Below are 23,907 nucleotides of genomic sequence, written 5' to 3' on the forward strand. Positions count from 1 at the left end.
GGAACCCCGGGGCCCAAGGGAGAGGACAAAGAAAAACGGGTCTGCCGCGGAAAAAGAAAAACCCAGGGCCAGGCCCCAGCCCACCCCCCCGCCCCGGCGTTCGTCCAGCGTGTGCGCGCCCCGGCGGGCGTGCGGTGCGCGGCTCAGAAGCCGCCGGTCTGCTCGTCCCGTCGACGCTGCCAGCGCTGTTCCACCCGGTCCATCATCCCGGCCTTGCGGCGGGGCGCGGCGGCCGGCCGGGGGCCGGAGCCCTGGCCGGCGGGGCCGCGGCGCCAGCCGGTCACGGCGAACACCGCGCACCCGAGCATCACCAGGAAGCCCACGACGCTGACCCAGATCTGGTCGGGGACGACCATGCCGCCCATCAGCAGGCCGATGCCCACCACGAAGCCGGCAACGGCCAGGTACACCCGCCGGCGGGTGTAGGTGCGCAGCCCGGTTCCCTCAAGCGCCGTCGCGAATTTGGGATCTTCGGCATACAGCGCTCGCTCCATCTGGTCGAGCAGTCGCTGCTCGTGCTCCGAGAGCGGCACGGAGTCCTCCTACTCGTCGGTCGCGGGTGCGACCGGTCCGCCACCCCGGTCGGGGAGGCAAAGTCCAATCAGCCTTCGGGGCACACGGTCGGACGCCTGTGCGGGGGGACCCGGCCCGTGTCGTCCATATGCCCCACGCATCCGGCTGTCATGCTTTCCGGCTTTACCCAGATCATACGGTCCGTGAGCCCGTTACGGAGTGGTCTGCGCCGCGTGGGACGGGCCACTTCGACCGGGCACGGCCGCACCCGGCTCAACGCCACGAGACGCGGACAAGTGCCCGAACGGGTGGAATCGGTCCGGACCTGGGCAGGTTCGGGACCACCCGGACGAGGCCGGGGGACGTCCGGAAGGCGAACCGCCGCCGCACGGCGTGCGAACCGTACGGCGGTGGGCGGTCCCGCGGCCGCTCAGGCCAGGGTGGCCAGCAGGTGCAGCTGGGTCGCCACGGCGTGGAACGCGGGCTGCTCGGCGGCGGCCTCCTCCAGCTTCAGCAGCGCCTCCATCGCGCCCGGCTCGGCGTCCACCAGCACCCCGGGCACCAGGTCGGCGAAGACCCGGACGCCGTGCACCGACTCCACCCGCAGGCCCGCGCCCTCGGCCAGCCGGCCCAGCTCCTCGCCGGTGAAGCGGCGCGGCATCGGGTCCTGCTCGCCCCAGCGGCCGTCGGTCGCGGACAGCACCGTCCGGGCCTCGGTGAAGTGGCCGGCCAGCGCCCGGGCCAGCACGGCGCCGTTGCGGTTGGCGGCCAGCAGGCTGACCAGGCCGCCCCGGCGCAGGGTGCCGGCCAGGCTGCCGAGCGCCTCCGCCGGGTCGTCCACGACCTCCAGCACACCGTGGCAGAGCACCGCGTCCACGGTGCCGGGGGCGACCAGCTCGGGCAGCGTCTGGGTGTCGCCCTGGACGGCCCGGACCAGCTCCGTCACCCCGGCCTCGGCTGCCCGGCGCTCCAGCGCGAACAGCGCGTCCGGGCTGGGGTCGACCACGGTGACCCGGTGGCCGAGCTTGGCCACCGGCACGGCGAAGTTGCCGGTGCCGCCGCCGGTGTCGACCACGTCGAGCACCGGCTGGTCCAGCTCGGCCGCCCGCTTCTCCAGGGCGGCCCGCACCACCTCCCACACCACGGCGGTACGCAGGGCACTGCGGGGACGCGTCGGGTACAAGGCGGGGCTCCTCGGCACATGCAGATCGATCAGGATGCCTCCACCTTAGACCGGGCGGGTGGCCGGGCCCGTCACCCCCGGCGGGTCGTCGCCGTCCAGCGGAAGCCGCGGGGCCGGCGGGGCCGGGAGCAGGCCGAGCAGGCGCTCCACCAGGCGCAGGAACAGGGCGGAGTTGCGGACCAGGTCGTCGGCGTCACGGGCCGAGGCGGCGCCCCTAATCCCGGCCTCGGCGGCCGCCCGGCGGCGGGCGCCGGCGGCGTAGTAGAGCGCCCACTCGGCCAGCTCGGGGGCCATCTCGGGCAGCACCTCCCAGGCGCTGCGGATGGCCTTGCGCCGGCGCGGGCTCTTCTCCGGCCGCCCGCGCACCGCGAGCACGGCCGCCACCGTGCGCAGCGCGGCCAGGTGCGCGGTGGCGTACCGCTCCAGCGGGTCCTCCAGGAGGCGGGCCCGGGCGAGCGTGCGGTGGGCGTCGGCGAGCAGGTCGAGGGCGGCCGGCGGCGCGGCGGTCCGGCGCAGCACGGGGTGGACGTCCCCGCCACCCGGGCGCCCGCCCGGGGAGGACGGCAGGGCGGTGGAGTGGAGGCGGGCGGTGACGGGCTCAGGACGGCTGATGGTCATGGTCTCCCCCGTTCCGAGGCAGCGCGCGGACCGGGCGGTCCGTGCCCCTCCATCGTGAACGGGACCACTGACAACGCGGCCCGGAACGGGTGAGCGGCGGCGGGCACGGGCCTGTCCCCCCAGGTCCTGTGCCGCCGCCGTACGCCGCCGCTCCGCCGTTCCCCACAGGCGGCGGTGGCCAGCTCCCCCTTCCGGTGGCCGGTCTCCCCCCGGCCCGCTCCGCCGCCCCGTGTCGGCGGTGCAGGGCCCGTGACCGGCTCCAGTGGCGGATCTCCGCCGCCGCCCCGCCGACCCCTCATCTGCCGGCTGGGCGGACGGATCCGCCGTCCGGGGCGGGGCGCCCGACGCGCCGCCGTCCCGGTGCCACCACTCTCCCGTCCCGGCAGGTCGGCGGGCCATCCGCTGACGTACTCAACCCCGGATCTGAGTACGCGTACTCAGATCCGTCGGCCCCGGGCCCTGGCGTGGCCGGAACCGGCGGGCCGACCCGGCACGTCCCGGTACGGTACGGCCGTGGCCGGGGCGGCCCGGCCACGGCCACGAGAAGGAGGGGGAAAGCGATGAGGAGGGGGAAGCCATGACGATCGTGCCGCTGATCTTCACCAGCGGACTCGCCAGCGGCATCAACGCCTACGCGGTGGTGCTGCTGCTCGGACTGCTGGGCCGCTTCGGCGGCGCGGACTCGGTGCCGCCCGCGCTGGAGCGCACCGACGTGCTGGTGGCGGCCGCCGTGCTGTTCCTGCTGGAGGCGGTGGCCGACAAGATCCCGTTCGTCGACAGCCTCTGGGACTCCGTGCACACCGTGATCCGGCCGATCGCGGGCGCCACCGTCGGCGCGCTGATCGCGAGCACCGACCCGGGCTCGCTCGGCGAGGTCGCGGCGGGCGCGATGGGCGGCACCACGGCGCTGGTCAGCCACCTGGTCAAGGCCTCGCTGCGGATGGCGGTCAACACCTCGCCCGAGCCGGCCAGCAACATCGCGGTCAGCATGGCGGAGGACGTGTCGGTGGCCGGGCTGGTCTCCCTGGCGATCTTCCACCCCTGGCTGGCCGCCTCGATCTCCGCCGTCCTGCTCGCCGTCGGCCTGCTGCTGGTCTGGTTCGCGGTCAACCGGATCCGCGCCTTCCGGGCCCGCCGCCGCGAACGCCGCGCCGCCCGCGACGCCCGGTCCGCCGCCCGCGAACAGGAGGCGGACCGGCCGTACGTCCCACGGCGCTGAGGACGGCGCCCGCCGGGCCCGGACCGGCCCAGGTCACGGCCCAGGTCACGGCCTAGGATCAGGTGCCATGGCACGGATCGTCATCATCGGCGCAGGAATGAGCGGGCTCGCGGCGGCCTCCAGGCTGGCCACCCTCGGACACCGGGTGACGGTCTGCGAGGCCGGCGGCACGTACGGGGGCATGGTCGGCCGGTACGAGCGCGACGGCTTCGCCTTCGACACCGGCCCCGGCCTGCTGACCCTCCCGGCCGTCTACCGCGACCTCGCGCTGAAGACCGGCAAGGAGCCGCTGGAACAGCTCGTCGACCTCGCCCCGGTGGACCCGGAGAGCCGGCACCTGTTCCCGGACGGCACCGCCGTCAGCCTGCCCAACGCCTCCCGCGGCGGCGTCAGCCAGGCCCTGGACGCCGCCTTCGGCGCCGGCTCGGGCGCCCGCTGGAGCGCGGTCATGAACCACGGCCGGACGGTCTGGGAGGCCACCCGCCGCCCGCTCCTGGAGGAGCCGCTCCCGGCCGACCGGTCGCCGCTGCACACCGACCCCTACCCCGTCCCGCCCCGGCGCGGCCTGCTCGCCCGGCTCGGCCGGCCCCGCCCGTGGACCCTCGCCGACGTCGCCGCCCGCGAACTCGGCGGCCACCCCGGCCTCACCGCCCTGCTGGCGGAGCACGCCCTGCGCTTCGGCCTGCCCCCCGGGTCCGCCCCCGCCGGGGCCACCGTGCTGCCGTACATGGAGCAGTCCTTCGGCGTCTGGTACGTCCGGGGCGGCCTGCGGGCCCTGGCGGACGCGGTGCACCGGCGCTGCGAGCTGCGCAAGGTGGAGTTCCGCTTCGACACCCCGGTCACCGAGGTGCTGGTCGAGGGCGGCCGGGCCTGCGGCGTCGACACCCCGGGCGGCCGGATCGACGCGGACCTGGTGGTCTCCTCGATGGACACCAGGACGGTGTTCCGTGACGGCCTCGCCCGGTGGCCGGAGCTCGGACCCGACCAGGGGGAGCCGTCCGAGGTGCCCGGCCGGTTCAGCGTGCTGCTCGCGCTGCGCGGCGCCCGGCCGGCCGGCACCCCGCACCGGACGGTGGTGCACGCCGCCGACCCGGCGGCCGAGCGGGACGCCCTGACCCTCTCGGCCCCGCCCTGCGAACGCCCCACCCTCCAGGTGCTGCGCCCGGACGATCCCTCGCTGCGCCCCGACGACGCGCACGAGAGCGTGGTGCTGACCGCGACCGTCCCCGCCCAGGGCGACGTCGACTGGACGGCGCCCGGGGTCGCCGAGCGCTACGCGGACCAGCTGCTGGCGCACGCCGACGCCGCCGGCCTGGGCCTGCGCGAACGGGTGCTGTGGCGGGTCGTGCGCACCCCGGACGACACCCGCCGGGAGACCGGCGCCCTCGGCGGGTCGGTCCCCCGGCCCGCGCTCGCCGGAGACGGCGGCGGATGGCTCCAGCCCGCCAACGAGTCGCCCGTCCCGGGCCTCTACCTGATCGGCGGAGCGGCCCACCCCGGCGGCGGACTGGCCCGGGCCGGCATGTCCGCCTGCATCGCCGCCAACCTGATCGGCCCGGCTTAGGTCCGGCCGGACAGGGCCTAGCGGCCCTGGCCGCCGGAACTCAGCCCTGGGGCCAGGTGTTCTGCTGCTGGTAGCCGTACGTGTGGTCGTAGGACTGCTGCTGCGGGATGCCCTGGGGGTGCTGGCCGGGCTGCTGGCCGGGGTGCTGCTCCAGGTGTTGCTCGGGGTGCTGCTGCGGGGTCTGCCACTGCTGCTGGGGGTGCTGCTCCCAGCCGGGCTGCTGCTGCGGGTAGGACTGGTACTGGTCCTGCTGCGGGTAGCCGTTGTACGGGTCGGGCTGCTGGGGGTAGGCCCCGTAGCCCTGGTCGTAGGCGAAGGCGGGCTGCTGCTGGCCCTGCCACTGCTGCTGCTCGTAGGCCGGCTGCGGCTGGGCGGCGTTGTCGTAGCCGGACTGGTAGGCCTCGGCGTAGGGGTCGTGCGGCGCCTGCTGCTGCTCGTAGTAGGCGGGCGCGTAGACGCCGTCCTGGGTGAGTTCCTGCATCTCGAAGGCGGCGGTCTGCTCGACCTCGGGGACGTCCTCGGCAACCGGGGCAAGGGCGGGGGCGGCGGCCGGGGCCTCCTCGACGGCGCTGACCTCGCCGATCCGCTTCTCGGTGGCCTCGACCGCGGCCACGGCGGCCGCGCCGCCGGTGAGGGCGCCGAGCAGGGGCACCTTGGCGAGCGGGCCGGGCAGCGAGCCGTCGGCCTTGCGCAGCGACCAGCCGGCCCGGTAGCCGCGCTTGACGGAGAGGGTGACGAAGGTCTGGCCGGCCGCGAAGAGGGCGGCGCCGGCGCCGATCACCGGGACGGAGCCGAGCACCATGCCGGCGGCCACTCCGAGGAAGCCGACCAGGGCGAGGGCCCGCCAGTGCAGCGGGGCCCGGTTCTGCAGCAGGACCTCGGCGACCAGCCAGAGCGCCACCACCGCCAACGCGACGTACAGCAGCAGGTATCCGATGCCCATCCGCCCGCTACCTCCAGTCGCGTGCCCGCGCTCGCCGCGCGTGTGCGGCGACTGTACCGGTTCAACGGCCGGGGTACCGCATCGCGTTCCCGCCGGTCGCGGCCGGGGCGCACACGACCGAGCCCGTCACCGTCGGGGCGGTGACGGGCCGGTGAACGTCCGGGCTCGCGGGCCCCGGTCTGCCCGGGGCAGGGCCCCGACGGGGCGCCGGACGGGGCCTACGCGTGGCGCTGGTGCAGGCCGAGGTTCTGGTAGATCTCCAGCGTCGCCGTGGAGTGGTTGAGCGTGATGAAGTGCAGGCCCGGCGCGCCCTCGGCGAGGAGGCGTTCGGCCATCGCGGTGGCGTGTTCCATACCGATCGCGCGCAGCGCCGCCGGGTCGTCGACGGCGGCCCGCAGCCGGGCCTCCAGGTCGGCGGGGAAGGCGGAGCCGCTCAGCTGGGGGAAGCGTTCCAGCTGCTTGGCGTTGGTGACCGGCATGATCTCCGGGATGATCGGCGTCTCGCAGCCGGCGGCGGTGACCCGGTCGCGCAGCCGCAGGTAGTCGTCGACCTCGAAGAACATCTGGGTGATCGCGTAGTCGGCGCCCGCCCGGACCTTGCCGACGAAGTGCCGGATGTCCTCGTCCCAGTCGGTGGAGCGCGGGTGCATGTTCGGCGAGGCGGCGACGCCGACGCAGAAGTCGCCGATGCCCTTGATCAGCTCGACCAGCTCGTACGCGTACGTGACGCCGTCGGGGTGCTTGACCCATTCGCCCATCGGGTCGCCGGGCGGGTCCCCCCGGACGGCGAGGACGTTGCGCACGCCCTGGTCGGCGTACTGGCCGATGATGTTGCGCAGCTCGGCGATCGAGTGGTCGACGGCGGTCAGGTGGGCGACCGGGGTCAGCGTGGTCTCGGTGGCGATCCGGCCGACGATGTTGACGGTGCGCTCGCGCGAGGAGCCGCCCGCGCCGTACGTCATGCAGACGAAGTTGGGGTCCAGCGGTTCGAGCCGGCGGATGGCGTCCCAGAGTCTCTGCTCGCCGACCTCGGTGCGCGGGGGCATGAACTCGAAGGAGAAGGACCGCTTTCCGGCTGCCAGGAGTTCGCGGACCGTCAGTGCGCGGTCCGGTCTGGTGGAAGCGATGCCGAGTGCCATGCTGGCAGGTTATCGGGCGTTCGAAGGGGCCGGACAACTCGGTACCACGGATTGAGACAAGCGGTGGACGATACTCCGTCCGTGGTCCGACGAATTCCGACCGGCGCTCGAAGCCCGCGCCCGCCGGCCCGCACGCCGGCTCGCACATCCGTTCCCAGTCGCCCCGCTACGCTTGCTGCACCCCAGCGAACCAGCGGAGCCTCATCGTGACCTCGTCCAGCAACCGGCCGGCCAACCCCATAGACGTGGAGGACGTCCGCGCGCGCGTCAACGCCGCCCTCGCCGCGTTCATGGACGGCCAGTCCGCCCTGTTGGACAAGATCTCCCCGCAGCTCGTGCCCGCCGCCGACGCCCTGCGCGACTTCCTGCTGGACGGCGGCAAGCGGCTGCGCCCGGCCTTCTGCTACTGGGGCTGGCGCGGCGCCGGCGGCCCGGCCGGCGGCGAGGGTATCGCGAACGCGGCGGCCGCGCTGGAACTGCTCCAGGCGAGCGCCCTGGTGCACGACGACCTGATGGACCGCAGCGACACCCGCCGCGGCCTGCCCTCGATCCACCGCCGCTTCGAGGCGCTGCACCGGGCGAACGGCTGGCGCGGCGACCGCGAGCAGTACGGCGCATCGGCGGCGGTGCTGCTCGGCGACCTGCTGCTGATCTGGTGCGACGAGCTGTTCCTGCGCTCGGGCCTGGAGCCGGCCGCCGTGCTGGCCGCCAAGCCGGTGTTCGACCTGATGCGCACCGAGGTCATGGTCGGCCAGTACCTGGACGTCCTGGAGCCGGTGGCCGGCGACTCCGCCGACGAGGGCGCGCTCGACCGGGCGCAGACGGTGCTGCACTACAAGTCGGCGAAGTACACGATCGAGCGCCCCCTCCAGGTCGGCGCGCTGCTGGCCGGGGCCGGCCCGGAGCTGGTGGCGGCGCTGGGGGCGTTCGGGCTGCCGCTGGGCGAGGCCTTCCAGCTGCGGGACGACCTGCTCGGCGTCTTCGGCGATCCGGCGGTCACCGGCAAGCCGGCCGGGGACGACCTGCGCGAGGGCAAGCGCACCCTGCTGGTGGCGCACGCGATGCGGGGCCTGCCGGCCGCCGACGCCCGGCACCTGGACGAGCGGCTCGGCGCGCCGGACCTGCTGCCCGAGGAGGTCGCCGGGCTGCGCGACCTGGTGGCCCGCAGCGGCGCGCCCGAGCGGGTGGAGCGCCGGATCGACGAGCTGATGCGGCAGTCCCTGGCCGCGCTGGAGGCGGCGCCGCTGGCCGACGAGCAGGCCCGCACGGTGCTGCTGGCCCTGGCCGAGGCCGCCACCGTCCGCAAGTACTGAGATCCGCACGCAAGAGGATCCGCAGGTACGGAGAACGGTGGCGGCCCCCGGGGCCGTCAGGCCGAGCGCACCCGCCGGGCGAGCTCGGCGGCGGCGGCCTGCGGGTCGTCCGCGGCCGTGATGGCGCGGACCACGACGACCCGGCGGGCGCCGGCGGCCAGCACCTCGTCGAGGTTGCCGAGGTCGATGCCGCCGATGGCGAACCACGGCCGGTCGGTGCTCTGCTTCGCCGCGTACGAGACCAGGCCGAGGCCCGGCGCCGGGCGGCCCGGCTTGGTCGGGGTCGGCCAGACCGGGCCGGTGCAGAAGTAGTCCACGCCGGGCTCGGCGACCGCCGCGTCCACCTCGGACTCGGCGTGGCAGGACCGGCCGATCAGCACCTCGTCGCCGAGGATCGCCCGGGCGGCCGGCACCGGCAGGTCGTCCTGTCCGAGGTGCAGCACGTCCGGCCGGGCCGCGTGCGCGACGTCGGCGCGGTCGTTGACGGCCAGCAGCTTGCCGTGGCGGCGGCAGGCGTCCGCGAAGACCTCCAGGGCCTCCAGTTCCTGCTTGGCCTCCAGGCCCTTGTCCCGGAGCTGGACGATGTCCACCCCGCCCGCCAGCGCCGCGTCCAGGAACTGGGCGAGGTCGCCCTGCTCCCGGCGGGCGTCGGTGCACAGGTACAGCCGGGCGTCGGCCAGCCGCCGGCGCGGCGTGTCCGCCGCCATCAGATCAGCATCGCCTGGGCGCGCCGCTTGACCTCGGTGCCGCGGTTCTCCTGCAGCGCCTGGATCGGGCTGCCGGGCAGCGACGGGTCCTCGGTGAAGAGCCACTCCAGGATCTCCACGTCGTTGTACCCGCAGTCGCGCAGCACGGTCAGGGTGCCGGACAGGTGCTTGACCAGCCCCTGGCCGTCGATGAACGCCGCAGGGACCTGCAGCGACTTGTTGGGGCCCCGCCGGACGGCGATCAGCCCGCCGGTGCGGACCAGGTCGCGCACCTCGGTGACGCGCACCCCCCACTGCTCCGAGATGTCGGGCAGGTACATCCACTCGGAAACCAGGGCTTCAATCTTGCTTTCAATCTCACTCACGCCACCAGACTGCCACCTCCACAGCCCCCCGCGCACCAGCCGCTACCCCGCGACCGCCGACTTCAGCGGCACCGAGGGGTCCGCCGCGCGGGCCCGGTCCAGCGCGGTGCCGCGCTCGATCAGCCGGCGGCCCTGGGTCAGATCGCGCGGCCGGTCGACGGCCAGCAGCGCGCTCGGCACCCCGTCGCGCAGCCAGAGCACCGTCCAGGAGGCGTCCTGCGGGCCGCCGCGCCACAGCAGTTCGTCGCCCTCGGCGTGCCGCCCGGCGTACTGGACCATCCGGCCGAACTGCTCCGACCAGAAGTACGGCACCGGGTCGTACGGCGGCGCGTCCGCGCCGAGGACGGCGGCCGCCGCGGCCTCGCCGGACTGCAACGCGTGGTCCCAGTGCTGGACGGCCAGCCGGGCGCCGGAGCGGGCGGACGGGTAGCTGACGCAGTCCCCGGCCGCGAAGACGCCGGGCAGGCCGGTGCGCAGCCGCCCGTCCACCAGGACGGCGCCGGTGCCGTCCAGCTCGACGCCGGAACCGGCCAGCCAGCCCGTCGCGGGCCGGGCGCCGACGCCGACCACGACCTCGTCGGCGGGCAGGTGCGAGCCGTCCGCGAGCAGCACCGCGCCCTCCTCGACGGCGGCCACGCCGACCCCGCAGCGCAGGTCGACACCGGCCTCGGCGTACCAGGCGGCCATCGCCGAACCGACCTCGGCCGGCAGCGCGCCGGGGACGGGCGCCGGGCCCGCCTCGACCACCGTCACCTCGCAGCCGGCCGCGCGGGCGGCGGTGGACACCTCGGCGCCGATCCAGCCCGCGCCGACCAGCACCAGCCGCAGGCCGGGCCGCAGCAGGGCGCGCAGCGCCAGCGCGTCGTCCAGGGTGTGCAGCAGGTGCGCGCGCTCGGCGCCGGGCAGGGCGCGCGGGGTGGCGCCGGTGGCGATCACCAGGGCGTCGTACGGGAGGTCGCCGGCGTCGGTGTGCAGCACGCCGGGGGTGAGGCCGGTGGCGCGGCGGCCGGTGAGCAGTTCGATGCCCAGGTGCGGGTAGTCGATGTCCAGGGTGGTGGCGTCGGCCTTGCCGAGCAGCACGTCCTTGGAGAGCGGCGGCCGGTCGTACGGCGCGTGCGGCTCCTCCCCGACCAGCGTGATCCGCCCCCGCCAGCCGCCCTGCCGCAGCTTCAGGGCGCACTGCGCCCCGGCCAGCCCGGCCCCGACGACGACCACCCGATCCGTTGCGTTCAGCTCTGCCACGCCCGTCACTGTACTCAGCGCCCTGCCGGGGCCACCGGCCCGTCCACCCCGCGTACGGGCCTTCGGCCGGGCCCGCCCCCGGCGTTATGGTGGGGGCACCATCACGGGAGCCCGGCGTACCGGGCTGAGAGGCGGGCTGGCACGGCCCGCGACCGTCCGAACCTGATCCGGGTCATTCCGGCGAAGGGAGAAGAGCAGCCTTGTCACGCTTGCCCGAGGAAACCTACGCCGACGTGCTGGTGATCGGCGGGGGCATCATCGGCCTCGCCGTCGCCTGGCGCGCCGCGCAGCGCGGGTTGCGGAACATCGTCGTGGTCGACCCCTCCCCCGGCGGCGGGGCGGCCGGGGTCGCGGCCGGGATGCTCGCCCCGGTCACCGAGCTGCAGTACGGGGAGGAACCTCTGCTGCGCCTCGGCATGGCCTCCAACCAGCGGTACGGGGACTTCGCCGCCGAGCTCACCGAGGCGAGCGGCGGCCTGGACACCGGGTACCGCCGGTGCGGCACGATCGCCGTCGCGCTGGACTCCGACGACCGCGAGGAACTGCGCGAGCTGCACGCCTTCCACCAGCGGCTCGGCCTGGACTCGGCCTGGCTGACCGGCCGGGAGGCCCGCAGGCTGGAGCCGATGCTCGCCCCCGGCGTGCGCGGCGGCCTGCACGTCGCGGACGACCACCAGGTGGATCCCCGCCGGCTGCTGACCGCCCTGGTGGCCGCCTGCGAGCTCGCCGGGGTCGTGGTCCACCGTGCCGAGGCCGTCGGGCTGCTGGTCGAGGGCGGCCGCGCGGTCGGCGCCCGGCTCGGCACCGGCGAGACCCGGAGGGCCGACCAGGTGGTGCTCGCGGCCGGCCCGCACAGCCACCGGCTGCCCGGACTGCCGGAGGGCGTGCTGCCGGCCGTCCGCCCGGTGAAGGGGCAGATCCTGCGGCTGCGGATCCCCGAGGCGTACCGGCCGTTCCTGTCCCGCAACGTCCGCGCGGTGGTGCGCGGACAGCACCTGTACCTGGTGCCCCGGGAGAACGGCGAGCTGGTGATCGGCGCGACCACCGAGGAGCAGGGCTACGACACCACCGTCACCGCCGGCGGGGTGTACGAACTGCTGCGCGACGCCCACGAGTTGGTGCCGGGCATCACCGAACTCCCGCTGCTGGAGACCTCGGCCGGGCTGCGGCCCGGATCGCCGGACAACGCCCCGCTGCTGGGCCCGACCGCGCTGCCAGGGCTGGTCGCCGCCACCGGCCACTACCGCAACGGCGTGCTGCTCACCCCGGTGACCGCCGACCTGCTCGCCGAGTACCTGGCGACCGGCGAACTCCCCGAGCTCGCACAGCCGTTCACACCCACCCGGTTCTCCCCCGACCGCTCCACCACGAAGGCCTCCGCATGACCGAGATCGCACCACCCCAGACCACGCCGGCCCAGACCACGCCGACCCAGACCACCCCGGCCCGGACCGCACCGGCCGAGATCGCGCTGACCGTCAACGGCGAGCCCCGCCGGGTGTCCACCACGACCACCCTCGCAGAGGTCGTGGCCACCCTCAGCGCCGCCCACAGCGGCGTCGCCGCCGCCCTCAACGAAGCCGTGGTGCCGCGCAGTTCGTGGCCGGCCACGGAACTGTCGGCGGGCGACCGGATAGAGATCCTCACCGCCGTCCAGGGAGGCTGACATGGCCGACGACCTGCTGACCATCGCCGGGGCGTCCTTCGGCTCCCGGCTGATCATGGGCACCGGCGGCGCACCCAGCCTGGAGATCCTCGAACGGGCACTGCTGGCCTCCGGCACCGAGCTGACCACCGTGGCGATGCGCCGGGTCGACGCCGGCACCCAGGGCTCCGTCCTGGACGTGCTGACCCGCAACGGCATCCGGGTGCTGCCCAACACGGCGGGCTGCTTCACCGCCGGGGAGGCCGTGCTGACCGCCCGGCTGGCCCGCGAGGCGCTCGGCACCGACTGGGTGAAGCTGGAGGTGATCGCCGACGAGCGAACCCTCCTGCCGGACCCGATCGAGCTGCTGGACGCCGCCGAGACCCTGGTCGACGACGGCTTCACGGTGCTGCCGTACACCAACGACGACCCGGTGCTGGCGCGCAAGCTGGAGGACGTCGGCTGCGCGGCGATCATGCCGCTGGGCTCGCCGATCGGCTCCGGCCTGGGCATCCGCAACCCGCACAACTTCCAGCTGATCGTGGAGGGCGCGGGCGTCCCGGTGATCCTGGACGCGGGCGCCGGCACCGCCTCGGACGTCGCGCTGGCGATGGAGCTGGGCTGCGCGGCGGTGATGCTCGCCTCCGCGGTGACCAGGGCGCAGGACCCGGTGCTGATGGCCGAGGCGATGCGGCACGCCGCCGAGGCGGGCCGGTTCGCCCACCGGGCCGGCCGCATCCCGCGCCGGTTCCACGCCGAGGCCTCCTCGGCGATGGCCGGCCGGGCGGAGCTGGACACCCGCGAGCACCCGGCGTTCTGACACCGGGACGCCCGGCACCCGCCCGCGTGTGCCGTGTCACAAACCGGGCACAGCCGGGCCCGGAGGCGATGTCCTCCGGGCCCCGCTGCCGCCGGAGCCCGAGGGCGTGCCTTCAAACCCCCGCCTGCGCGCCGACGCCGGGGCACGCACCTCGCCGCGTTGTCGTCGGTCGCCGATGCTCCGCATGGACTCCCTCCTCCGCCTTGCGATGCACGCACCCCAACGCCGCCACGCCCGCCCTCCGGGCGGACGACGGGGGTTTGAAGGCACGCCCTAGACTCTCCGGGTGGACATGGCACTGCACGACCCCCTGATCGGTACCCTGCTCGACGGCCGGTACCGGGTCGAGCAGCGCATCGCGACCGGCGGGATGTCCACCGTCTACAAGGGCACCGACACCCGGCTGGACCGGGTCGTCGCCCTCAAGGTGATGCACCCCGCGCTGGCCGGGGACGACGGCTTCACCGCCCGGTTCATCCGCGAGGCCAAGGCCGTCGCCCGGCTCTCCCACCCGAACGTGGTGAACGTCTTCGACCAGGGCGCGGACGGCGCGAACGTCTTCCTCGCCATGGAGTACGTGCCCGGCCGCACCCTGCGGGACCTGCTGCGCGACCGCGGCGCACTGTCCGTACGGGCCGCGCTGGACGTGCTGGAGCCGGTGCTGGCCGCCCTCGGCGCCGCCCACCGGGCCGGGCTGGTGCACCGGGACGTCAAGCCCGAGAACGTGCTGATCACCGAGGACGGGCTGGTCAAGGTCGCCGACTTCGGCCTGGTCCGGGTCCTCGGCACCGCCGACGGCGCGCCCACCTCGACCAGCACCGCGACCGGCGGCACGGTCCTCGGCACCGTCTCCTACCTGGCCCCCGAGCAGATCCTCCCGGACGCCCCCACCGACCAGCGGGTCGACGTCTACGCGGCCGGCATCCTGCTCTACGAGATGCTCACCGGCCGCCGCCCGCACACCGGCGACAACCCCGTCCAGGTCATGTACAAGCACCTGCACGAGGACGTCCCCGCCCCCTCGCTGATCGCCCCGGCCGTCGGCCCCGGGCTGGACGCCATAGTGGCCGGCGCCTGCGCCCGGACGGCCGAGGCCCGCCCGTACGACGCGGTCGAACTGCTCGCCGCCCTCCAGCGGCTCCGCCGCACGCTCACCCCGGCCGAGCTGGACGCCGAGCCGCCGGCCTCCACCCGGCCCAGCCCGCGCTACCCGACCAGCGAGCCGACCTCGGTGATCCAGCCGCCGACGGGGCCCGTCGACGCCGCGGCGCCGGAGCCCACCAGCGTGCTGGACGTGCCGGCGGAGCTGCTGGACCAGCTGCTGGTCGAGCCGCGCCCGTACGACGAGCCGACCCCGGTGCGCGGGCGCCGGCCCGGCCTGCTGCGCCGCCTCCCCCGCAAGCCGCTGATCTGGGCGGCCGCGCTGACCGCCCTGGTGCTGGCGGTCGGCGGCGCGACGTACGGGCTGTCCGAGGGGCTGTACGGGCCGGTGCCCGGCGTGCTCGGCAAGGACCGGGCCGAGGCCCAGCGGATCCTGGACAAGGACGGCATGCACGGCCGCTTCGTCGAGGCGTTCAGCGAGAGCGTCCCGGCCGGGCAGGTGATCGCCACCGACCCCGGGGTGGGTGCGCGGACCCGCAAGAGCGACACCGTGACGGTCACCGTCTCCAGGGGCCCCAAGCGGATCGCGGTGCCGGACCTGACCGGGAAGACCGCCGACCAGGCCGCCGACGCGCTGACCGCGGCCCAGCTGACCAGGGGCGGCGTGACCGGGACGTACGACGACACCGTGCCGGAGGGCGTGGTGATCAGCAGCTCGCCGGCGGCCGGGCAGCTGCTCCAGGAGAACACCGCGGTCTCGCTGGTGGTCAGCAAGGGCATGGTGCCCGTCCCGGACGTCACCGGGATGAGCAAGGACGACGCGGCGAAGGCGCTCCAGGCGGCCGGCTTCACGATGCAGACCAGCGGGGTCAACCTGTTCGGCACCGGCAAGGTGTCCGGCCAGTCCCCGGCGGCCGGCGAGCGGCGCCCGCAGCACACCGCGGTGACGGTCAACTTCCCCTTCTTCTAAGGGGATCCCTCGCTTCTGAGGGGATTCCTCCGAACGTCGGTCCGCCCTCAGCGCAGCGGGCCGTCGCCCGGCTCCTCCTGGTGGGAGTAGCGCTGCTCGCGCCACGGGTCGGCGAGGTTGTGGTAGCCGCGCTCCTCCCAGAAGCCCCGGCGGTCGGCCCGCATGTACTCCACCGCGCGGACCCACTTGGGGCCCTTCCAGGCGTACAGCCCGGGGACGATCAGCCGGACGGGGAAGCCGTGCTCGGCGGTCAGCGGCTCGCCGTTGCGGTGGGTGGCGAAGATCGTCCGCGGGTCGGCGAAGTCGGCCAGCCGCAGGTTGGCGCTGTAGCCGTACTCGGCCCAGACCATCACGTGGGTGACGCCGGGCGCGGGGGGCTCCAGGTCGAGGAGGGCGGCGGCCGGCACGCCCGACCACTCGTTGCCGAGCAGCGTGAACTTGGTGACGCAGTGCAGGTCGGCGACGACGGTGGTGCGCGGCAGGGCGTGGAAGGCCTCGAAGTCCCAGCTGTGCTTCTCCGCCGAGGCGGTCGCGCCGAACACCTGGAGGTCCCAGGTCAGCGGCTTGAAGCGGGGTACGGGCCCGTAGTGCAGGGCGGGCCAGCCGCGCTGCACGCGCTGCCCCGGGGGGAGCCTCGGGTCAGACGGCGGAAGCGGTTCTTGTTCGGACTGACCCATGACTCCATGGTGACAGACGGCGGTCGACGCGCCGTGCGCGCCCCTTGGCGCGGCCACGCGCCCCATCCCCAAGAACCGGTGGTCGAGCCCGTATCAGCTCAAATCGGATATTCCGAAACATGTCCTAGTGAGTGTGAACTTACTGGAATTTCCTCCCATTTCGATGCCAGGATGCGCAGCGCAGGAGTCACAACAGGCCGTAGCGCAGGGAGGCACCAGCCATGCAGGGCGACCCAGAGGTCATCGAGTTCCTCAACGAGCAGCTCACCGCGGAGCTCACCGCGATCAACCAGTACTTCCTGCACGCCAAGATGCAGGAGAACTTCGGCTGGACGAAGCTCGCCAAGTACACCCGGCACGAGTCCTTCGACGAGATGAAGCACGCCGAGACCCTCACCGACCGGATCCTCTTCCTGGACGGGCTGCCGAACTACCAGCGGCTGTTCCACGTCCGGATCGGCCAGACGGTCAAGGAGATGTTCGAGGCGGACCGCCAGATCGAGGTCGAGGCGATCGACCGGCTGAAGCGCGGGATCGTCGTGATGCGCGCCAAGAACGACGTCACCTCGGCGAACATCTTCGAGGACATCCTGGCCGACGAGGAGCACCACATCGACTACCTCGACACCCAGCTGGAGCTCCTGGAGAAGCTCGGCGAGGCGCTCTACCTCGCCCAGGTGATCGAGCAGCCGGAGTCCTGAGCCCTCAAGGCCGAGCCCTCAGGCCGAGTCCTCAGGCTGCGCGCAGCGGGGCGACCAGGGCCGGGGCGGCGGGCGCCGCGGCGGCCACCGGCGCGGGCGCGGCCTGGGCCTGCGGGTCGGCCAGGCCGAGCTTCGCGGCGAGGCGGGCGGTCGGGCAGGGCCGGGCGCCGTGCTCGCCGAGCAGGGCCTGGATCCGTCGGACGCAGGACCCGCAGTCGGTGCCGGCCTTGCAGCCCCGGGCGATCTGGCGCGGGGTCTCGGCACCGGCGTCGATCGCCTTCTTCACCTGGTCCTCGGTGACCGCATGGCACATGCACACGTACATCGCGGACTCTCCAGGGTGGTGCGGCGCCGACCGGCGGAACGATCTTGACTAAGGCTTGCCTTACTTCACTAAGCCTCACCTTACCCGGCGATCCGGGTACGAAAAAGCCCCTCCGGGCTCGGGGAACCCGAATCCGGAGGGGCTTTCGTCACATTCGTTCACCGGTGACCCGCCGGCGGCGGCTCACCCGTGGCAGCTCACTGGCCGCGGTACATCTCCGCCACCAGGAACGCCAGGTCCAGCGACTGGCTGCGGTTGAGCCGCGGGTCGCAGGCCGTCTCGTAGCGCTGGTGCAGGTCGTCGACCAGCACCTCGTCGCCACCGCCGACGCACTCGGTCACGTCGTCGCCGGTCAGCTCCACGTGGATGCCGCCCGGGTGGGTGCCCAGCGCGCGGTGCACCTCGAAGAAGCCCTTGACCTCGTCGAGCACGTCGTCGAAGCTGCGGGTCTTGTGGCCGCTGGAGGCCTCGAAGGTGTTGCCGTGCATCGGGTCGCAGATCCACACCGGCTGGGCGCCGGACGCGGTGACCTTCTCCACCAGGGTGGGCAGGTGGTCGCGGACCTTGCCCGCGCCCATCCGGGTGATGAAGGTGAGGCGGCCCGGCTCGCGCTCCGGGTCCAGCTTCTCGATCAGGGTCAGTGCCTCGTCGACCGAGGTGGTCGGGCCGAGCTTGACGCCGATCGGGTTGCGGACCTTCGAGGCGAACTCGATGTGCGCGTGGTCCAGCTGGCGGGTGCGCTCACCGATCCACACCATGTGGCCGGAGACGTCGTACAGCTCGCCGGTGCGCGAGTCCACGCGGGTCAGCGCGGTCTCGTAGTCCAGGATCAGCGCCTCGTGCGAGGAGAAGAACTCGACGGTCTTGAACTCCTCCGGCGCCACACCGCAGGCGTTCATGAACGCCAGGGCGTTGTCGATCTCCCGGGCGAGCTGCTCGTAGCGCTGGCCGGCCGGCGAGTTGCGCACGAAGTCCTGGTTCCAGGCGTGCACCTGGCGCAGGTCCGCGTAACCACCGGTGGTGAACGCGCGCACCAGGTTCAGCGTCGCGGCGGACGCGTTGTACATCCGCTTGAGACGCTCCGGGTCCGGGATGCGGGACTCGGGGGTGAAGTCGAAGCCGTTCACCGAGTCACCGCGGTAGACCGGCAGCGTCACGCCGTCGCGGGTCTCGGTCGACTTGGAGCGCGGCTTGGAGTACTGGCCGGCGATCCGGCCCACCTTCACGACCGGCACCGAGGCCGCGTACGTCAGCACGGCGGCCATCTGCAGCAGGGTCTTCAGCTTGTTGCGGATGTGCTCCGCCGAAACGCCGTCGAAGGCCTCGGCACAGTCACCGCCCTGCAGCAGGAAGGCCTCCCCGCGCGCCACGGCTCCGAGCCGGGCGCGCAGCTGGTCGCACTCGCCGGCGAACACGAGCGGCGGATACGAGGCGAGCTCGGCAAGGGTCTTGCGCAGAGCCTCTTGGTCCGGCCATTCAGGCTGCTGCGCCGCGGGCAGGGACTGCCAGGAGTGGCCAGTCCTCGATGTCTCAGTCGTCACGGTCACACCACCAAGGCTACGGGGTGACCCGAGCGATTCGTGACCATTGCCCGAGGGGTGAGACATAACTCGGACAAACACGTGACCGGGCTCACCCTCCCCGCACGATCCGCTACGCTCGAACCATGCACGCGCCCCACACCCACTCCTGGTGGTGGGCCTCCCCCAAGGGTGGCCCACCGATCGCGCGTTCCTAGACGAACACGACGGCCGCCCCTCGGGGCGGCCGTCGGCGTATGCGCAGACGGCCCTCCGGGAGCGGATCCCAGCACCGCACCTCACCAGTCCCCCGGAAGGAAGCCGCTCCGTGACCGCCACCGCCGACCTGCTCGCCCGCCTCACCGCTCCCGACGCGCCCGCGTTCGCCCTGCTGCACCGCCGCACCCCCCGGCTCGCCCCGGACACCGTCGAGGTGCTGGTGGGCACCGTCGACAGCTACCGCAACCTCGCCGACCTGCCGGTCCGCACCGGCGTCCCGGCCGACGGCCCGGTGCACGACCTGCTCTCGCTCGTCCCGTACCGGCAGATCCGCGAGCGCGGCTTCGAGGCGCACGACGACGGGACCCCGCTGCAGGCCCTCTCGGTGACCGAACAGCACACCCTGCCGCTGGCCGAACTCACCGCCGCCCTGCCGCAGTCGCCGGTCTCGCTCACCGGCGGCTCGTTCGACATCGACGACGAGGCGTACGCCGCGATCGTCCGCCGGGTGATCGAGGAGGAGATCGGCAACGGCGAGGGCGCCAACTTCGTGATCCGGCGCGACTTCGGCGCCACCCTGGAGAACTTCTCGCCCGCACTCGCGCTCACCCTGTTCCGGCGGCTGCTGGAGCAGGAGCGCGGCGCCTACTGGACCTTCCTGGTGCACACCGGAGAACGCGTCCTGGTCGGCGCCTCCCCCGAGGTGCACGTCCGGCAGAGCGGCGGCACCGTCGTGATGAACCCGATCTCCGGCACCTACCGCTATCCGGCCGGCGGCTCGGACATCGACTCGCTGCTCCGGTTCCTCCACGACCCCAAGGAGCTGGAGGAACTGACGATGGTCGTCGACGAGGAGCTCAAGATGATGTGCACCGTCGGCGACCTCGGCGGCCAGGTGCTCGGGCCCCGGCTCAAGGAGATGTCCCACCTCGCCCACACCGAGTACGAGCTGCGCGGACGCACCTCGCTGGACGTCCGCGAGGTGCTCCGCGAGACGATGTTCGCCGCCACCGTCACCGGCAGCCCGGTACAGAACGCCACCCGGGTCATCAAGCGGTACGAGCCCGGCGGGCGCGGCTACTACTCCGGCGCGCTCGCCCTGATCGGCCGCTCCGCCAGCGGCGGGCAGCTGCTGGACTCGCCGATCTGCATCCGCACCGCCGACATCGACCCGGCCACCGGCCGCCTGGTCGTCCGGGTCGGCGCCACGCTCGTCCGCCACTCCGTCCCCGAGTCCGAGGTCGCCGAGACCCACGCCAAGGCCGCCGGGGTGCTCACCGCGATCGGCGCCCGGCCCGCGCCCGCCCGGCTGCCCGGCCCCACCGGCCCCCGGCTGGCCGACGACCACCGTGTCCAGGCCGCCCTGGACGCCCGGCGGGCCGACCTCGCCCCGTTCTGGCTGCGGATGCAGACGCCGACCGTGGTCACCGAGCCCGCGCCGACCCTGGTGGTCGACGGCGAGGACACCTTCACCTCGATGCTCGCCCACCTGCTCACCTCGATCGGCCACCAGGTCGGCGTCGTCCGCTACGACGCGCCCGGGCTGCCCGCCCTGCTGGCGGCGCACCGCGGGCCGCTGGTGCTGGGCCCCGGGCCCGGCGACCCGGCGCTCGCCGACGACCCCAAGATGGCCCTGCTGCGGCCGGTCGTCGCGGACGCCCTGGCCGCGGTCCGGTCCGGGGCCCGCACCGCGCCGCTGCTCGCGGTCTGCCTCAGCCACCAGCTGCTCTGCGGCGGGCTCGGGCTGGCGCTGGGCCGCAAGGACGTCCCGTACCAGGGGGCGCAGGAGAGCGTCGACCTGTTCGGCACCAAGCACACCGTCGGCTTCTACAACACGTTCACCGCGCGCTGCTCGGACGCCGACGCGGCCCGGCTCGCCGCACAGGGCGTCGAGGTCGCCCGGGACGCCGCCACCGGGGACGTCCACGCGCTACGCGGGCCCGGCTTCGCCGGCCTCCAGTTCCACCCCGAGTCGGTGCTGACCCGCGACGGCGTCGGCATCGTGGCGGGCCTGCTGCGCGAGGCGGCGGCCGTCCGCGGCTGAGCAGCCGGTGGGGGGCCGGTCCCGGGACCGGCCCCCGCCGCACGCGGGACCGCCGACGCGGCCTGGACCGCCGGAGCCGTCAGATGTCGTCGTCCAGCCCCTGCTCGATCGCGTACCGCACCAGTTCCACCCGGTTGTGCAGTTGCAGCTTGCCGAGCGTGTTCTGCACGTGGTTCTGCACCGTCCGGTGCGACAGCACCAGCCGGTCGGCGATCTGCCGGTACGACAGGCCCTTGGCCACCAGGCGCAGGACCTCGGTCTCCCGCGCGGTCAGCTGCGGGACGGCCGGCGCGGAGGCCGGGGCCGGTTCGGCGGCCAGCCGGCGGAACTCGCCCAGCACCAGGCCGGCCAGGCCCGGGGTGAACACGGCGTCGCCCACGGCCGTGCGCCGCACCGCGTCCAGCAGTTCCTCCCGCCCGGCCGACTTGACCAGGTACCCGGTCGCGCCGGACTTCACCGCCTCCAGCACGTCCTGGTGCTCGCCGCTGGCCGAGAGCACCAGCACCCGCACCGCCGGATCCTGCGCGGCCACCTGGCGGCACACCTCGGCGCCGGGCAGACCGGGCAGGTTGAGGTCCAGTACGACGACCTGCGGCGAGCAGGCGCGGGCCCGGCGGACGGCCTCCTCGCCGTCGCCCGCGGTGGCCACCACGTCGAGCCCCGCCTCGGCGAGGTCCCGCGAGACGGCGTCGCGCCACATCGGGTGGTCGTCCACGACCATCACCCGTATCGGCCGGTCAGTCGTCGGCTGATCGGTCATCAGAGCCCTTCCTCGGGACACGGAGTTCGACCTCGACGCCCTCCCCGGGCGCCGAGTACAGCTCGGCCGTGCCGCCGAGGTCCAGCAGCCGGCCGCGGATGGACTGGGAGACGCCCAGCCGCCCGGCCCGCTCCGCCTCGCCGAGGCGGCCGGGGGCGAAGCCGGGGCCGTCGTCGCGGATGCTGACCGTGACGGCCTGCGGCTCGTCCTCCACCAGGATCCAGGCCCGGGCCCGCTCCCCGGCGTGCCGGCGGACGTTGTCGACGGCGGCGCCGACCGCCGCGGCCAGTTCGCCGGCCGCCCCGGCGGGCAGCAGCACCGGCCCGCCGGGGGCGGACAGCGTGATCCGCTCGTCGGCGTACGGGCGCAGCAGCGCGGTGAGGTCCTGCGGCTCCCCGGCCCCGCACTCCTGCGGGCGCTGCCCCGGGATCGGGCCGCCGGTCATCAGCGCCCGCAGGGCGCGCTCCTGCTCACCGGCCAGTCGGCCGAGTTCGGCGAAGTCGGCGTCGCCGCCCGGGCGTCCACCGGCCGCAGCCGCGGCGCCCTCGGCCGGCCGCGCGGTGAGTTCGGCGCCGTGGCGCTGGACGAGGGCGAGCACCTGGAGCACGCCGTCGTGGATGTCCCGGGAGAGCCGCTCGCGCTCCCGGGTGGCCGCCTCGACCTGGAGTGCCCGGGTGAGCGTCGCCTCGCTGGCGCGGGCCAGTTCGATGACGTAGCCGATGGCGCAGCCGGCCACCATCAGCAGCATGATGTTGTGGATGTTGTCGCCGGTCGGGCCGCCGTGGCCGAGGATGTTGGCGACGCCGATCACCGTGCCCGCGGCGGCCGCCCAGCGCCAGCCGCCCTTGCCGGCGAAGCCGAGCACCGTGCCGGCGGCCCAGATGGTCGGCAGGGTGGGCGCGCCGTGGCTGATCCGTACCGGGTCGTCGGTCAGGCCGCTCATCACGATGCCGGTGACGGCGAGGGTGAGGTCGGTGCCGAGCACGTACCAGGTGCAGCGCTGCGGGCCGGCGAAGGCCCGGGTGCTGGCGAGTGTCCAGAGGGTGAGTGTGCCGAGGAAGATCCAGCCGGCGACGGGGTGCAGGAAGTCCAGGTAGGAGTTGAGGTAGCGCAGCAGGGCGTAGCAGAGCGCCAGCACCCGGAAGTAGGAGATGGCCTTCCACAACGGCAGTTCGACGGACATGCCCCCGGCCGCGACCGCGCCGCCGACTGCCCCGGTTCTCTCGCCGTCCGTCATCCTTGCGCCCCTCCCCTGGGCCGTGCCCGCGGTCGTCAGGCCGACCCGGTCTCCTTCGGCTCCTGCCCGGACTGCTCGGCCTGCTCCGTCGCGGCGGCCTTGTCGGCGGCGGCCTTCTCGGCCTCCGCCTCCGCCTTCTCCGCCTTGGCGGCGGCCTTGCGCTCGGCGTCGGCCTTCTTCTTGTCGTCGGCGATCTGCCGCTTGGCGGCGGTCGCGTAGATGTCCACGTACTCCTGGCCGGAGAGCCGCATGATCTCGTACATCACCTCGTCCGTCACCGAACGGAGGATGAAGCGGTCGTTCTCCATGCCGTGGTAGCGGGAGAAGTCCAGCGGGCGGCCGATCCGGATGCCGGGGCGGGTGCCGAAGTTGGGGATCACCTGACCGGGCGGCTGGACCTTCTCGGTGTCGATCATGGCGACCGGGATGACCGGCGCGCCGGTGGCCAGCGCGACGCGGGCCAGGCCGCCGACCTTGCCGCGGTACAGCTTGCCGTCGGGCGAGCGGGTGCCCTCGGGGTAGACGCCGAACAGCTCGCCGCCGTCCAGCACCGCGATGGCGCTGCGGATCGCGGCCTCGCCCGCGCCGCGCACGCCCGAGCGGTCCACCGGCAGCTGGCCGACGCCCTTGAAGAACGCGGCGGTCAGCCGGCCCTTGATGCCCGGGGTGTTGAAGTACTCGGCCTTCGCGATGAAGGTCACCCGGCGTTTGATCAGCGCGGGGAAGAAGAAGGAGTCCGAGAAGGACAGGTGGTTGCTCGCGATGATGGCCGCGCCCTCGGTGGGGATGTTCTCCTCACCCTCGATCCACGGCCGGAAGAAGATCCGAAGCAGTGGCGCGACGATCATCTTCATCAGTCGGTAGAACAACCCGGGCCTCCTGTTATGCGGACCGGTCGATCCTAATGCCCCGTGGGCTCGGCCCGCGCCCCGCCCCGCCCCGGCGGGCCGCCGCCGGACTCCCGCAGGCACTCGCACGGGGGCCTCCGCGAGGGGCGCGCGGCCCGCGCGGAGGCCGCCATGAGGGGTGTACGTCCCGGGCGGGGCCGTGGGACGATGCGGATTCCCGCAGCCTCCCCTCCA

23 protein-coding genes and 1 riboswitch are annotated in these 23,907 nt (G+C 74.2%); of the genes, 9 read left to right on the forward strand and 14 right to left on the reverse strand.

Features of this window, described 5'->3' with window-relative positions; genetic code table 11:
• Positions 1–143 precede the first annotated feature (143 nt).
• The 3 genes from ACFVX9_RS09080 to ACFVX9_RS09090 form a co-directional block, all read right to left on the reverse strand.
• Positions 144–533, reverse strand: a complete 390-nt coding sequence (locus tag ACFVX9_RS09080; RefSeq protein WP_063347247.1) for a DUF3040 domain-containing protein — start codon at positions 531–533, stop codon at positions 144–146.
• 410 nt (positions 534–943) lie between these two features.
• Positions 944–1,696, reverse strand: a complete 753-nt coding sequence (locus ACFVX9_RS09085) for a methyltransferase domain-containing protein (RefSeq protein WP_363378597.1) — start codon at positions 1,694–1,696, stop codon at positions 944–946.
• Positions 1,697–1,741: 45 nt separating this feature from the next.
• On the reverse strand, positions 1,742–2,308 hold the full coding sequence (locus ACFVX9_RS09090; protein WP_387981142.1) for an SAV_6107 family HEPN domain-containing protein: 567 nt from the start codon (positions 2,306–2,308) through the stop codon (positions 1,742–1,744).
• Between the two features lie 583 nt (positions 2,309–2,891).
• On the opposite strand from ACFVX9_RS09090, the gene ACFVX9_RS09095 reads away from it, so the two are divergent.
• A complete protein-coding gene (locus ACFVX9_RS09095) occupies positions 2,892–3,533 on the forward strand; it encodes a DUF4126 domain-containing protein (RefSeq protein ID WP_387981110.1) in 642 nt (213 codons plus the stop codon).
• Between the two features lie 67 nt (positions 3,534–3,600).
• Positions 3,601–5,097, forward strand: a complete 1,497-nt coding sequence (locus ACFVX9_RS09100; RefSeq protein ID WP_387981111.1) for a phytoene desaturase family protein — start codon at positions 3,601–3,603, stop codon at positions 5,095–5,097.
• A 40-nt stretch (positions 5,098–5,137) separates the two neighbouring features.
• Here ACFVX9_RS09100 and ACFVX9_RS09105 read toward each other — a convergent pair whose 3' ends face one another.
• Positions 5,138–6,040: a hypothetical protein gene (locus ACFVX9_RS09105; RefSeq protein WP_387981112.1), complete on the reverse strand. Its 903-nt coding sequence runs from the start codon at positions 6,038–6,040 to the stop codon at positions 5,138–5,140.
• 218 nt (positions 6,041–6,258) lie between these two features.
• Positions 6,259–7,179 carry a methylenetetrahydrofolate reductase [NAD(P)H] gene (metF, locus tag ACFVX9_RS09110; protein ID WP_063347252.1) on the reverse strand — a complete coding sequence of 307 codons (921 nt, stop codon included), beginning with the start codon at positions 7,177–7,179 and terminating at the stop codon, positions 6,259–6,261.
• 206 nt (positions 7,180–7,385) lie between these two features.
• Between metF and ACFVX9_RS09115 the strand changes: the two genes are divergently transcribed.
• Complete coding sequence (locus ACFVX9_RS09115) at positions 7,386–8,492, forward strand: polyprenyl synthetase family protein (RefSeq protein WP_380375630.1); 1,107 nt, start codon at positions 7,386–7,388, stop codon at positions 8,490–8,492.
• Between the two features lie 56 nt (positions 8,493–8,548).
• Here ACFVX9_RS09115 and thiE read toward each other — a convergent pair whose 3' ends face one another.
• The 3 genes from thiE to ACFVX9_RS09130 are packed head-to-tail and all read right to left on the reverse strand — an operon-like array spanning position 8,549 to position 10,815.
• A complete protein-coding gene (gene thiE / locus ACFVX9_RS09120; protein WP_363378583.1) occupies positions 8,549–9,199 on the reverse strand; it encodes a thiamine phosphate synthase in 651 nt (216 codons plus the stop codon).
• Positions 9,199–9,564, reverse strand: coding sequence for an Rv2175c family DNA-binding protein (locus tag ACFVX9_RS09125; RefSeq protein ID WP_063347255.1), 366 nt, complete (start codon positions 9,562–9,564; stop codon positions 9,199–9,201). Before ACFVX9_RS09125 ends, thiE begins: the two co-directional genes overlap by 1 nt.
• A 42-nt stretch (positions 9,565–9,606) precedes the next feature.
• Positions 9,607–10,815, reverse strand: a complete 1,209-nt coding sequence (locus tag ACFVX9_RS09130; protein WP_387981113.1) for an NAD(P)/FAD-dependent oxidoreductase — start codon at positions 10,813–10,815, stop codon at positions 9,607–9,609.
• Between the two features lie 84 nt (positions 10,816–10,899).
• Positions 10,900–11,012, forward strand: a riboswitch (TPP riboswitch).
• Between the two features lie 3 nt (positions 11,013–11,015).
• On the opposite strand from ACFVX9_RS09130, the gene thiO reads away from it, so the two are divergent.
• The 4 genes from thiO to pknB all read left to right on the forward strand — a co-directional run bounded on the left by thiO (position 11,016) and on the right by pknB (position 15,342).
• The gene (gene thiO / locus ACFVX9_RS09135) at positions 11,016–12,191 is read left to right on the forward strand and encodes a glycine oxidase ThiO (protein WP_387981114.1); all 1,176 of its coding nucleotides are present in this window, start codon (positions 11,016–11,018) and stop codon (positions 12,189–12,191) included.
• The gene (thiS, locus tag ACFVX9_RS09140) at positions 12,188–12,472 is read left to right on the forward strand and encodes a sulfur carrier protein ThiS (RefSeq protein ID WP_387981115.1); all 285 of its coding nucleotides are present in this window, start codon (positions 12,188–12,190) and stop codon (positions 12,470–12,472) included. Before thiO ends, thiS begins: the two co-directional genes overlap by 4 nt.
• 1 nt (position 12,473) lies before the next feature.
• Positions 12,474–13,271 (forward strand): thiazole synthase, encoded by a 798-nt coding sequence (locus ACFVX9_RS09145; protein ID WP_063347257.1) that lies wholly within the window; start codon positions 12,474–12,476, stop codon positions 13,269–13,271.
• 292 nt (positions 13,272–13,563) lie between these two features.
• Complete coding sequence (gene pknB / locus ACFVX9_RS09150; RefSeq protein WP_380375665.1) at positions 13,564–15,342, forward strand: Stk1 family PASTA domain-containing Ser/Thr kinase; 1,779 nt, start codon at positions 13,564–13,566, stop codon at positions 15,340–15,342.
• 47 nt (positions 15,343–15,389) lie between these two features.
• Here pknB and ACFVX9_RS09155 read toward each other — a convergent pair whose 3' ends face one another.
• A complete protein-coding gene (locus tag ACFVX9_RS09155; RefSeq protein ID WP_063347259.1) occupies positions 15,390–16,019 on the reverse strand; it encodes a molybdopterin-dependent oxidoreductase in 630 nt (209 codons plus the stop codon).
• 221 nt (positions 16,020–16,240) lie between these two features.
• Between ACFVX9_RS09155 and bfr the strand changes: the two genes are divergently transcribed.
• Entirely contained in the window at positions 16,241–16,720 is a 480-nt protein-coding gene (gene bfr, locus ACFVX9_RS09160) for a bacterioferritin (protein WP_063347260.1), read from the forward strand.
• A 31-nt stretch (positions 16,721–16,751) separates the two neighbouring features.
• On the opposite strand, the gene ACFVX9_RS09165 is transcribed toward bfr, so the two are convergent.
• Both ACFVX9_RS09165 and ACFVX9_RS09170 read right to left on the reverse strand, forming a co-directional pair.
• Positions 16,752–17,045 (reverse strand): bacterioferritin-associated ferredoxin, encoded by a 294-nt coding sequence (locus ACFVX9_RS09165; protein WP_063347261.1) that lies wholly within the window; start codon positions 17,043–17,045, stop codon positions 16,752–16,754.
• Positions 17,046–17,242: 197 nt separating this feature from the next.
• Positions 17,243–18,652, reverse strand: coding sequence for a class II 3-deoxy-7-phosphoheptulonate synthase (locus ACFVX9_RS09170; RefSeq protein WP_380336515.1), 1,410 nt, complete (start codon positions 18,650–18,652; stop codon positions 17,243–17,245).
• Between the two features lie 241 nt (positions 18,653–18,893).
• On the opposite strand from ACFVX9_RS09170, the gene ACFVX9_RS09175 reads away from it, so the two are divergent.
• Positions 18,894–20,828, forward strand: a complete 1,935-nt coding sequence (locus ACFVX9_RS09175; protein ID WP_387981116.1) for a chorismate-binding protein — start codon at positions 18,894–18,896, stop codon at positions 20,826–20,828.
• Positions 20,829–20,907: 79 nt separating this feature from the next.
• Here the strand turns inward: ACFVX9_RS09175 and ACFVX9_RS09180 are convergent, their stop codons facing one another.
• The 3 genes from ACFVX9_RS09180 to ACFVX9_RS09190 are packed head-to-tail and all read right to left on the reverse strand — an operon-like array spanning position 20,908 to position 23,694.
• Positions 20,908–21,588, reverse strand: coding sequence for a response regulator (locus tag ACFVX9_RS09180; protein WP_380375637.1), 681 nt, complete (start codon positions 21,586–21,588; stop codon positions 20,908–20,910).
• Positions 21,566–22,825 (reverse strand): MacS family sensor histidine kinase, encoded by a 1,260-nt coding sequence (macS, locus tag ACFVX9_RS09185; RefSeq protein WP_244293333.1) that lies wholly within the window; start codon positions 22,823–22,825, stop codon positions 21,566–21,568. The genes ACFVX9_RS09180 and macS overlap by 23 nt, the downstream gene beginning before the upstream one ends.
• Positions 22,826–22,860: 35 nt before the next feature.
• Positions 22,861–23,694 carry a lysophospholipid acyltransferase family protein gene (locus ACFVX9_RS09190; RefSeq protein WP_380375639.1) on the reverse strand — a complete coding sequence of 278 codons (834 nt, stop codon included), beginning with the start codon at positions 23,692–23,694 and terminating at the stop codon, positions 22,861–22,863.
• Positions 23,695–23,907 lie beyond the last annotated feature (213 nt).

The organism is Kitasatospora sp. NPDC058243 (assembly GCF_042882025.1).
Classification (GTDB): domain Bacteria; phylum Actinomycetota; class Actinomycetes; order Streptomycetales; family Streptomycetaceae; genus Kitasatospora.

Excerpts from the sequence above, each read along its gene's own strand:
- ACFVX9_RS09095 (WP_387981110.1), top strand. The coding sequence starts at position 2,892 with ATGACGATCGTGCCGCTGATCTTCACCAGCGGACTCGCCAGCGGCATC.
- ACFVX9_RS09100 (WP_387981111.1), top strand. The coding sequence starts at position 3,601 with ATGGCACGGATCGTCATCATCGGCGCAGGAATGAGCGGGCTCGCGGCG.
- ACFVX9_RS09105 (WP_387981112.1), bottom strand. The coding sequence starts at position 6,040 with ATGGGCATCGGATACCTGCTGCTGTACGTCGCGTTGGCGGTGGTGGCG.
- metF (WP_063347252.1), bottom strand. The coding sequence starts at position 7,179 with ATGGCACTCGGCATCGCTTCCACCAGACCGGACCGCGCACTGACGGTC.
- thiE (WP_363378583.1), bottom strand. The coding sequence starts at position 9,199 with ATGGCGGCGGACACGCCGCGCCGGCGGCTGGCCGACGCCCGGCTGTAC.
- thiS (WP_387981115.1), top strand. The coding sequence starts at position 12,188 with ATGACCGAGATCGCACCACCCCAGACCACGCCGGCCCAGACCACGCCG.
- ACFVX9_RS09145 (WP_063347257.1), top strand. The coding sequence starts at position 12,474 with ATGGCCGACGACCTGCTGACCATCGCCGGGGCGTCCTTCGGCTCCCGG.
- pknB (WP_380375665.1), top strand. The coding sequence starts at position 13,564 with ATGGCACTGCACGACCCCCTGATCGGTACCCTGCTCGACGGCCGGTAC.
- ACFVX9_RS09155 (WP_063347259.1), bottom strand. The coding sequence starts at position 16,019 with ATGGGTCAGTCCGAACAAGAACCGCTTCCGCCGTCTGACCCGAGGCTC.
- bfr (WP_063347260.1), top strand. The coding sequence starts at position 16,241 with ATGCAGGGCGACCCAGAGGTCATCGAGTTCCTCAACGAGCAGCTCACC.
- ACFVX9_RS09165 (WP_063347261.1), bottom strand. The coding sequence starts at position 17,045 with ATGTACGTGTGCATGTGCCATGCGGTCACCGAGGACCAGGTGAAGAAG.
- ACFVX9_RS09170 (WP_380336515.1), bottom strand. The coding sequence starts at position 18,652 with ATGTCTCACCCCTCGGGCAATGGTCACGAATCGCTCGGGTCACCCCGT.
- ACFVX9_RS09180 (WP_380375637.1), bottom strand. The coding sequence starts at position 21,588 with ATGACCGATCAGCCGACGACTGACCGGCCGATACGGGTGATGGTCGTG.
- macS (WP_244293333.1), bottom strand. The coding sequence starts at position 22,825 with ATGACGGACGGCGAGAGAACCGGGGCAGTCGGCGGCGCGGTCGCGGCC.